The sequence below is a fragment of the Domibacillus mangrovi genome (genome assembly GCF_001906925.1).
Taxonomy (GTDB): domain Bacteria; phylum Bacillota; class Bacilli; order Bacillales; family Domibacillaceae; genus Domibacillus; species Domibacillus mangrovi.
Genome location: NZ_MRWQ01000003.1, coordinates 49,594 through 59,908, shown reverse-complemented (window position 1 = coordinate 59,908; position 10,315 = coordinate 49,594). Strand labels below are relative to the sequence as shown.

The window sequence follows — 10,315 nt, the reverse complement described above, 5'->3', positions numbered from 1 at the left end:
TTAGGTTCACACGATGTGAATCAGGCAGACGTTGTCACAGGACGTGATGTTCTTAGTCTGCCTTCCTCTTAGCACCCACTGAATAAACAGGAACTCAGGTAAAGAACGCCGCGTCCTGCGGCAATACCTGAGTGACCAGGCTCTGCCTGGCCCGAACCAATCGGGCTTTTACGGGCAGTTGATCCCCTGCTTATCCTTCTTTTCTTTTCGAAGTCTTGAAGAAGGGGTCTTACTGCCCGTTAATGCGGGATAAAAAATAAAAGAAATCCCTTGCCTCCTATTCTTTTTTAAAAATCTATCTATTCATGCTTTGCCCTTGTCCATCCAGTTGATAAAATAACTCTTTTTATTAAATGATGTTTTGAATACCTCTGATGTGACACAAAGTTCTAGCCTCTTTGCCGTGACCATCAAACATTTACAATCTTGTGTTAATAGGCTATCACCCATTTTCCATAGATTTCATCACGTTTTATCTAAATAAAGCATATACATTATATTACAGTCGATGTGAAAGTAAAAAGGAGAAATCCGTTCGAGTATCGCCCGTATAATTTCTTAAAGAAATGGATTGACAAGCCTCCTGACACGCTTAGTGTAATCGGCATTAGATCTTTAACTCTTTCGTTTAGTACTAAAATTCCTGTTATAGATTGATTTGATCCAAATCCTCAACGAATACAAACTTTAAAGCAATCGATCAATACCCATACTATTGATATCAAACCAAAATCAAGAACTCATCTTACCTCAAAAAATGCAGCACTCTTATTGTGGCTGTCTCTGCTCTTATTGGCACGAATAAATACCCACAGCCCCTGTTATCTACATTAAAAGTAGTTGGAGAGGCTATACAGTACGGGTTAAATTCACAGGATGTGAATCATTCAGACGTTGTCACAGGACGTGACAATCTTAGTCTGCTTTCCCCGCTGAATAAAAAGGCAGGATAAATTTCTATTTCACCTCTCTTTTTAGATAGTGAAGTAAAAAATATGATGGAGGGATTTTCTTGAAGTGGATTAAGAAAAGTGTGCTCTTCATATTAATAGACACACTTATTATTCTCGGCTCAACAATAAGTGTTTCTTTTCTTTTCAATGACAGCAGTGCACTTTTAAGCGAATCAGCATATCTCTTCTTTCTATTTTGGAGTACATTTATGATCAGTTTTTATTTGTTTCATCTTTATAGTCGTTCATGGAAATTTGCAGGTAATGATGAATTTAAAAGAATACTAAAAGGCGCCTTGTTATCCATAATTTTAATCGGCTTCATTCAGATGATTCTCAATTTTGTTCAGTTTATGACTTTATCAATACAGATCATTCTGCTTACCTGGCTCATCATTGTTACAGGCTTATACAGCTTACGGCTAGTACTTGGCGCTATTCAAGATAATAGAGGACAGCTAAATAAGAAAGGAAAACGAACACTAATTATTGGAGCTGGTAAAGCTGGCTTGTTAGTATTAAAAGAATTAAGAAAGAATGTTAATTCTCCTTTATATCCAATCGCGTTTATTGATGATGATCTCGAAAAGCAACACTTTGATTTTTATGGCGTTAGTGTTGCGGGAACGAGAAAAGAGATGGTCCATGTCATTCAACAATATAAAATTGAGACGGTCATCATTGCCATTCCAGCAGCTCCTGGTAGTGTAATCACAAAAATCATGAATATATGCAAAGATCATAATGTTGAAGTAAAAATCCTTCCGCGTATTATTGACATTGTTAATGGCCAGATTTCGTTCAACATGATTAGAGAGGTAAAAGTAGAAGATTTACTCGGCAGACCTCCTATTAAACTAGATCTACTTGGGATTTCTAGTTATGTAAAGGACAGAACCATTCTCATTACAGGGGCTGGAGGATCGATCGGCTCTGAAATATGTAGACAACTCTCCGATTTCGAGCCCAAAAAACTACTGTTACTTGGGCATGGTGAAAACAGTATTTATACCATTGAAAAAGAACTGTCACAGAAATTTCCTCACCTTTTATTTGAAACGATTATCGCAGACATTCAAGACCGAAAAAGAATGGAAGAAATTTTTTTATTTTACCGACCAAACGTTGTTTTTCACGCGGCCGCACATAAACACGTACCGCTCATGGAGACTAATCCGATTGAAGCAATTAAAAACAACATCTTTGGAACAAAAAATGTCGCTGAATGCGCCCATAAATATCACGCTGAAAAGTTCATTCAAATTTCCACTGATAAAGCCGTTAACCCTACAAGTGTCATGGGCGTTACCAAACGTATCGCCGAGCTTGTTATCCAGCATTTAAGTACACAGAGCAACACCCATTTTGTTGCTGTCCGATTCGGTAACGTATTGGGAAGCAGAGGAAGCGTCATTCCCCTATTTAAGAAGCAAATCGAAGAAGGTGGCCCCGTCACAGTGACACATCCACATATGACCCGTTATTTTATGACCATTCCTGAAGCTGTACAATTGGTATTACAGGCAGGTTCACTGGCTGAGGGCGGGGAGATATTTATACTTGATATGGGTAAACCTGTAAAAATAAGCGAATTGGCCAAAAACTTAATCAGGTTGTCCGGCCTAACACCCGATCAAGACATCCAAATCATTTACACAGGTATACGACCCGGGGAGAAATTATATGAAGAATTATTTACAAGTGAAGAAGGGAATACTGGATCCACCCATCAACTGATCTTTATCGCCCAACCGGCTGATTTTTCCAAGATGAATCTCCCTTCACTACTTGAGGAATTGGAAAATGCCATTTACACAGATACGAGTACCAGCACCATAAAGGAAATTAAATGTCTAATAAATAAAATTGTTCCCTCTTATCAATCGAACGCATGAACGAGTTCACTTTTCTTCACTACTATTGATCATTTGTCTTAATTCGTTTAAATTTGTCCATTTACTTTCCGTATACTCACTTTCAGGCTTTAATCGCCCAAGTCGATTAGCAATTCTTACAATTTGCTTCGGATTTTTTATACAACCTATTACAATGTTCCCTTCATTTCCGATAATCCCACCAGCCACAAGATTTACTTGATTAAAACAAGCAGCTGTCCTCTTCTAATACCGGCTAATTTGTTACTAAGCCGATAATTAAACCCCACTTCATTATGTTCATAATAATTGAAGTTGTCTTTTGCCTATGTCGATCAGAAACGGATTTTATTTGCGGCCGCTTCGTCATCTGATACTAGCATTCCGCCATTAGATGTCGTAATGATTTTATTGCCATTGAACGAATAAACACCAAACTTCCCCATGTCTCCCGCGACGCTCGTTACATCACCTTCTGATGGGGCTCTTTTTCTTTATTATCACCCCTAATGGCCACTTAATTAGCCGCGTTGCCTACAATTCCGGGGTGAAAATGTGGCCAGAATGCTTTAAAAGATAAGAATTAATAAGAAAAAGGCTGCCGGGAAAGTGATTTTTCCTGGCAGCTTTTTCTTAGGCTTGAGAAATCCCTCTTTCATCTAAATACTTCCTTGCTGACTGTGAAGTAAACCCTATCTTTTTTTCACAACGGCCATTGTACAGCGTGACAAGCAGATCAATGCTCCCTCTTCATCTCTAATGTTAATCGTCCATACCATCGTCGTCCGGCCATGATGCTCAATTTCAGCCGTTGCCGTTACGATCCCTTCACGCTTTGATTTCATATGATTCGCGTTTATTTCCAGTCCGAAACTTAATTCCGTTTCGGGGTCAATCAGTGCGGCGGCGCCTAAACTTGCCGCTGTTTCAGCAAGTGCAACCGATGCTCCGCCATGTAAATAGCCAAACGGCTGACGTGTCCGTTCATCTACCGGCATGGTCATGACAACTCGCCCTTTCGTCATCTTAACCAACTCTATACCGAGTGCTTCCATTAATGTTCCTTCCATGTCTATTTTCATGTTTATCCGCTCCTTTTAAATAGTGAAAGTGCCAGTCTCTAAAAGAGCTGGCACTTCGATTACAACACCATCGCTGCAATCCAGCCAAAAATGATGACTGGAATATTATAATGTAAAAATGTTGGGATAACTGAATCCCTAATATGATCATGCTGTTCGTCCGCATTTAATCCGGACGTCGGCCCCAGTGTGCTGTCTGATGCAGGCGATCCAGCATCCCCAAGTGCACCGGCTGTTCCGACAAGCGCAATGACGGCCATCGGGCTAAAACCGAGTTCAAGAGCGAGCGGAACAAAAATCGTTGCAATAATCGGGATCGTAGAAAAGGAAGAACCAATTCCAATCGTCACAAGAAGGCCAACGAGAAGCATGAGAAATGCACCGAGCGCCTTATTTCCACCAATGGCCGCCGCTGCATTTTCAACGAGTGTTTCAACATCGCCTGTCACCCCCATCACGTTTGCAAAACCAGATGCGGCAATCATGACAAATCCAATAAAGGCCATCATGCGCATACCGTTCGTGTGCAACTGATCCGCCTCACTAAAGCGTACAGCACGGAGTACATATAGCACAACAATCCCAGCAAGCGCTCCGAACACCATGGATTCGGTCCAAATTTGTGCAACAAGCGCGACCACAATAGCCACCACAGCTACAATCAAACCAACTGTTGTATACCTTGCACGCGTTTCAGATTCAACTGGAACTGCCAAATGCAATTCCTTGTAATCGCGCGGCTTCCGATATGTAAAAAACACTGCAATCAATAATCCAGTCAACATGCCAGCAGCAGGTAGTAACATTGCTTTCGGCACTTGCTCCAATGTTACTTCAAGCCCGCTTGCCGTCATATTCGTCGCAATTATCCCTTGGAAAATCTGCCCAAAACCAACCGGCAAAAGCATATATGGTGTCACAAGTCCAAACGTTAAAATACTAGCGATCAATCGCCGGTCAATTCGAAGTTCATTCATGATGCCAAGAAGCGGCGGAATGAGCAGCGGAATAAACGCAATGTGCACCGGCACCACATTTTGAGAAAAACAAGCCATTACTAAAATGACAAGTAGAATAAGTGCTTTCGGCAATTTTTGCGAACGTGCTTCTTCTTTCTTGCCAATCATTTTTAAAATGAAATCAACGAGCGCTTCCGGCAATCCCGTGCTTGAAACCGCGACAGCAAACCCGCCGAGCATCGCATAACTAAGTGCTACGTTCGCACCGCCACCCACACCTTCTGAAAAAGCAGTGACCGTTCCATCCATTCCGAGCCCACCGATCAATCCACCGAAAAGCGCACCGGTAATAAGCGAAAACACGACATTGATACGGAGCAGACTGAGTACGAGCATAATGATAACGGCAATAACAACTGCATTCATTAACATATACCTCTTTTCCTTTACTGTGCTAATAGACTAAAATGCCGTATTACACAATAACAAACCGTCTGCTCCCTTGTCAATGCATTTTACGATAATGCAAGAATTGCCAATGTACGCGTCATGACACCCGGTGACATTTCCGCGCTTCCGGCAATATCAAGATGAACCCATGGGGTATTCTCCGCAAATTCACCAATAAAACCTCCCCCCATAATGGCGTGTCCATCACGCCCCGGTGAATTGTTTAAATCTGCAACGTCACTGCGCCGAATTCTTTTTTTATCAAATTCGGTGAGCGGCAGCTGCCAAATAAATTCCCCCGCTTCGTGTGATGCTTCGAGCACCTGTTCAAAAAACGGTTCATTGTTTGTCAATGCCCCCGTTTTGTCTTTGCCAAGCGCAATAATCACACCCCCAGTCAATGTCGCAACATCAACAATCCGGCCCGCCCGCTGCTGTTTCGCATATGTGATCGCATCTGCCAGCACGAGACGTCCTTCTGCATCCGTATTTTTTACTTCAATCGTTTTGCCTGACAGCGATGTGATCACATCATCGGGCTTAAATGCATGGCCGCTAATAACATTGTCTGTTGCCGGAATCACGGCCATTACGGACTGATCCGGGCGCAGTTCGCCGATGATTTCCATCGCGCCAAGAACAGCGGCTGCACCCGCCATATCTGTTTTCATGCCGACAATGCCGTCTTTGGATTTAATCGAATAGCCGCCTGTATCAAACGTGACGCCTTTGCCGACAAAGGTAAGCACGTCTTGCCATTCATCGTTCGGCTTATATTTAAGCGTAATCATTTTCGGCGGTGAGGCAGAACCTTGTGCGACAGCAAGGAAGGACCCCATGCCAATTTTCTCCATATCCGTTCGCTCTAAAATTTCAATCTCAAACCCATATTGATCTGCGAGTTTTTGCGCGTGAGCCGCAAGATCAGTAGCTGTCATCATATTCGGTGGCGTTGCCGTGAGACGTCTTGCCGTATTCGTCCCATCTGCCATCGCTTTGCCGACAACGCACGCCGCCATCACTTCGACAGCATCCGCTTCTGTCCATACGTCGATCGATTTCAAGAATTTCTCCGGTTCGTTTCCCGGTGTCCGATAGCCCGTATATTGAAACCATGCCATGAAAAATGCTTCAAAAATCGCTTCAGCTGCTTCAACAGCCGTCACGTTTTCTGTTACAAATGAATCAAGTACAACAGCAATGGAGTCGAGTCCATATTTCTTTGACTGCTTCGCCGCATTCGTCACCGCTTCGTGAATCGCATGAAAATCCGCTTCTTTTTCTTTGCCAATCCCTGCAAACACAATGCGCTTCGTTTGAATTTGACCAATCGTCGGAATAACGGCCCCCTGTCCTTTTTTGGCAGAAAGATCACCATTTTTGACAAGCTCCGTAAGGTTTCCGTTAAAGGAGTCATCGAGCGTTCTTAAAACGCCTTCAAATTTCAATGGCTTATCAAATAGTCCAACGAGGAGTGCATCTGACTTCGTTTCTGTGAATGATCCGTTTTTAATGGTAAACATGTTTATCACCTCCATATTATTATACAATGAAGGTATTAAAGGGGGAATTTTGAATGAGGATTGTGTCTATTTGTCCGAGCAATACGGAAGTGTGTGAGTACTTAGGTATTGAAGATCAGATTGTCGGAGTCGATGATTATTCCGATTTAGAGCGGGTGCGACTTGGGCCGGATTTATCGATTGATATGGAGAAACTGGAAGCTGTGAAACCCGATATCGTGCTGGCGTCATTAAGTGTACCCGGGATGGAGAAAAATGTAGCGGAGCTTGAGCGCCGAGGGATTCCGCATATTGTGACGAATCCAAATTCACTTGATGATATTGGAATGTCGATCATGCAGATTGGCGAGGCTTGCGGTGTAAATGGATCAGAAGCGAAGCAGCGGTGGCAGCAGTCGCTTGACATGTATCGTTCGCGTAATTGGAATCGTCTCGTGCGTGTGTACTGGGAATGGTGGCCGAAGCCGGTGTTTACACCTGGACGTGCGAACTGGCTGACAGAAATGAGCGCGTTGTGCGGAGCTGAAAACGTGTTTGCAGATCATGAAGAAGCAAGTGTACAAACAGACTGGGAAACGGTTGTATCGAAAAAGCCCGATATCCTGCTGCTTGCATGGGTTGGCGTGATGACAGACAAAGTGAACACTGAGGTTGTGAAAAAACGATCAGGATATGAGGGTGTGCCTATTTATGTGATGGAAGAAAAATACTTTTGTCGTCCGTCGCCGCAGCTACTTGTCGGGCTTGAACAATTAGACAACGTATTAAATGGGAAATAAAGTGAAACTTCATTCAGTGGGGGTTTTCTTCATCCCCCACTGAATAAACAGGAACTCAGGTAAAGAACGCCGCGTCCTGCGGCAATACCTGAGTGACCAGGCTCTGCCTGGCCCGAACCAATCGGGCTTCTACGGGCAGTTGATCCCCCACTTATCCTTCTTGTCTTTTCGACGTCTTGAAGCGGGGGTCTTACTGCCCGTTAATGCGGGATAAAAAAACGACCCTAAGCAGGATCGTCTTAAAACATTTGATATCCTTTTGCACGCAAAAGACGCATAATAAATCCGCTCGTAACAGCACCGAGAAAACCGATGGATAAGATGGTAATGTCAACAGGCTGCAGTCCAACGATTCTTTCGCCTAAAATACCAAATGATTCATTCGTCTTAAATATGTAGTCAAACGTGCTAATGTTATCAACAATGGCAATTGTCACAAGTGGATAAATAACCGCCATGACCCATGTCATGCGCAGCAGCATGTTTAAAATAAACCCAATGCCGAAAAAGAGTACGAAAAAGAGTAGTGACGACACGAGTACGGTTGCTATATGCATGAAACGATTCCCCCTAAACTCATTACTTCCTAGTTTACTGAACGATACAAAAAAGGTCAATCAACGAAAATGTGACAAAAAACACCGGCAACGAGGGGGAATCGCAGCCGATGCTTTACAAAAGCATTTCCTTTTCTTCTTTGAGCGAAGGCGGAAATAAACTTCTTCCTAAATAGCATATCCAATTTCTTCTCTTTTATTCCAGGCTTACTTTTTTGATCAATCAAAAATTCCATTATTGTACATTTCAAATAAAACACCGGTATGACGTATAGCCAAATTGCGGACCAGGGTCGGGAATTTCTACACAACCGAGACCTGCTGTTTCGAATAAAGTAACGATATTGCGGAGCAAAACCGATGTGTCCGCACTTCCTTCCAGTTCTTTTACCGTCATCCAACGCGCAGCAAGCAGCTCTCCCGCATGTGCAGTCGGTTCTATCTCTTCCTTAGGTGTCATATGAAAAATGATCATCGTATCGCTTATATCGCTTTTAATGACTCCAGACCGAATGCCTGCTACACCGCATACAACGGCATCAATGTTCGTCTCTTCTTTCACTTCACGCACGGCCGCTTCATCCGCACGCTCCCCTGCATCAACGAACCCCGCCGGCAATGACCACTGCCCTTTTAATCCGCCATATGATTTTTTCACAACAAGCCAGCGTTCTCTGCTGTCAATGACAACCCCTGCTGCTGCTAACCATACTTTTCCCCTCTTCACGTGATCTCTTCCTTTCTGAAAATAAAAAAAGGCCCCGAATTGACATCGGGGCCCTCTGTTTATTAAAGTACGTTAAATTTACCTTTTTTCAATACAAGAGATGGTCCACCGATCATGAAGAGCGCACGGTTATCAATCATTTTCTTCATGAATGACGCTTTTGTACCAGTCAGTTTCTTGTCGAACACAACACCGATCGCATCGTCATCACCAAGTGAACATACAGTGCCTTTAAGGTCTGGAACGAATGTTTCAAGATCCCCTTCTTCGCCTTTAACCAATTTCACAACGTTGCGGGCAACTGTTTCACCTTGTTGCATCGCAATTTGCGCTGTTGGCGGGTACGGACGATTAATTTCTTCATTAATCATCAATGAACAATCACCAAGGACGAAAATATCTTCTTGATTTGGCGCGCGAAGATCAGGATTTACTTTTACACGAGCACGCATGTTTTCGATGCCCGATTTTTCGATAATGCTGCTTCCGCGAACACCTGCAGCCCATACAACAGTACCAGCTTTAATTACTTCCGTTTCTGTTTCGCCTTTTGCAACGATAATGCCTTCTGGAGTGGCTCCTTTAATCGGTGTACCGATTTTGAATTCAACACCTTTTTTCTCAAGCAATGCAACCGCATACTTCACAAGTTCGGGGTCGAAACCAGGAAGAACCATTGGCGCAGCTTCTACGCAATAAATGCGCACTTTTGAATAATCAATGTCGTATTCTTTGCAAAGCTCAGGGACGCGATTCGCAAGCTCACCTAAGAATTCAATGCCTGTAAAACCAGCACCACCGACAACAATCGTTAAGCGTTCATCTTTTTTATCTTCTTCCAGTGCATATGTAGCAAATTGATAATCAATATGATCCCGCAGCTGACGTGCCGTGTTGACGTTTGAAATCGTGAAAGCATGTTCTTTTAATCCTTCAATTCCAAATGTTTCCGATTCACCGCCAAGTGCGACAACGAGGTAATCGTATTCCACTTCACCTGTATTTAAAATGACTTTCTTTTCATCAATTTTAATATCCTGTACTTCTGCACGGATAAATTCTACTTTACTGCGGTTAATAACCGAGTCAACATCGTAACGTACACGATCGTGATGCAATGTACCTGCCGATGCTTCATGAAGCCATGTCGTTTCATAATGGTAATCATTTTTGTTTATAAGTACGATGTTTGCTTCGTCAACGGATAACGCTTTTTGAAGACGTGTTACCGTAACGAGACCACCGTAACCCGCGCCTAATACTACAATTTTCGGCTTTCTCACTGTCATATTTATCCACCTCTATTTAAAATATTATTATAAAGAATGTGATGTTCTTCACGTATGAATGTAAAAAAACATCTTTCATTTGTCACAAATTGTTTATATTTGCAAATCTATTTTAATCATAG

Annotated in this window: 8 protein-coding genes and 1 pseudogene; 2 read left to right on the top strand and 7 right to left on the bottom strand. The window is 42.8% G+C overall.

The window, feature by feature from the left end:
• The first annotated feature begins 1,012 nt into the window (after positions 1 to 1,012).
• A complete protein-coding gene (locus BLL40_RS03550; protein WP_073710549.1) occupies positions 1,013 to 2,848 on the top strand; it encodes a nucleoside-diphosphate sugar epimerase/dehydratase in 1,836 nt (611 codons plus the stop codon).
• A 203-nt stretch (positions 2,849 to 3,051) separates the two neighbouring features.
• Here the strand turns inward: BLL40_RS03550 and BLL40_RS16745 are convergent.
• From BLL40_RS16745 to BLL40_RS03525, 4 genes and pseudogenes are all read right to left on the bottom strand, one after another.
• Positions 3,052 to 3,282 (bottom strand): annotated as a pseudogene (locus tag BLL40_RS16745) (DegT/DnrJ/EryC1/StrS family aminotransferase); the annotation flags it as partial.
• Between the two features lie 237 nt (positions 3,283 to 3,519).
• Positions 3,520 to 3,909: a hotdog fold thioesterase gene (locus BLL40_RS03535; RefSeq protein WP_173799887.1), complete on the bottom strand. Its 390-nt coding sequence runs from the start codon at positions 3,907 to 3,909 to the stop codon at positions 3,520 to 3,522.
• 59 nt (positions 3,910 to 3,968) lie between these two features.
• Positions 3,969 to 5,294, bottom strand: coding sequence for a Na+/H+ antiporter family protein (locus tag BLL40_RS03530; RefSeq protein ID WP_073710546.1), 1,326 nt, complete (start codon positions 5,292 to 5,294; stop codon positions 3,969 to 3,971).
• 89 nt (positions 5,295 to 5,383) lie between these two features.
• Positions 5,384 to 6,841, bottom strand: a complete 1,458-nt coding sequence (locus BLL40_RS03525) for a leucyl aminopeptidase (protein ID WP_073710545.1) — start codon at positions 6,839 to 6,841, stop codon at positions 5,384 to 5,386.
• Positions 6,842 to 6,894: 53 nt separating this feature from the next.
• Here BLL40_RS03525 and BLL40_RS03520 point away from each other — a divergent pair, with 53 nt between their 5' ends.
• Positions 6,895 to 7,620 carry a cobalamin-binding protein gene (locus BLL40_RS03520; RefSeq protein ID WP_073710544.1) on the top strand — a complete coding sequence of 242 codons (726 nt, stop codon included), beginning with the start codon at positions 6,895 to 6,897 and terminating at the stop codon, positions 7,618 to 7,620.
• 239 nt (positions 7,621 to 7,859) lie between these two features.
• Here the strand turns inward: BLL40_RS03520 and BLL40_RS03515 are convergent, their stop codons facing one another.
• The 3 genes from BLL40_RS03515 to BLL40_RS03500 all read right to left on the bottom strand — a co-directional run bounded on the left by BLL40_RS03515 (position 7,860) and on the right by BLL40_RS03500 (position 10,187).
• Positions 7,860 to 8,177: a YuiB family protein gene (locus BLL40_RS03515; protein ID WP_073710543.1), complete on the bottom strand. Its 318-nt coding sequence runs from the start codon at positions 8,175 to 8,177 to the stop codon at positions 7,860 to 7,862.
• A gap of 247 nt (positions 8,178 to 8,424) precedes the next feature.
• Entirely contained in the window at positions 8,425 to 8,904 is a 480-nt protein-coding gene (locus BLL40_RS03505) for an NUDIX domain-containing protein (RefSeq protein ID WP_073710541.1), read from the bottom strand.
• Positions 8,905 to 8,966: 62 nt separating this feature from the next.
• Positions 8,967 to 10,187, bottom strand: a complete 1,221-nt coding sequence (locus BLL40_RS03500) for an NAD(P)/FAD-dependent oxidoreductase (protein WP_073710555.1) — start codon at positions 10,185 to 10,187, stop codon at positions 8,967 to 8,969.
• Between the last annotated feature and the right edge of the window lie 128 nt (positions 10,188 to 10,315).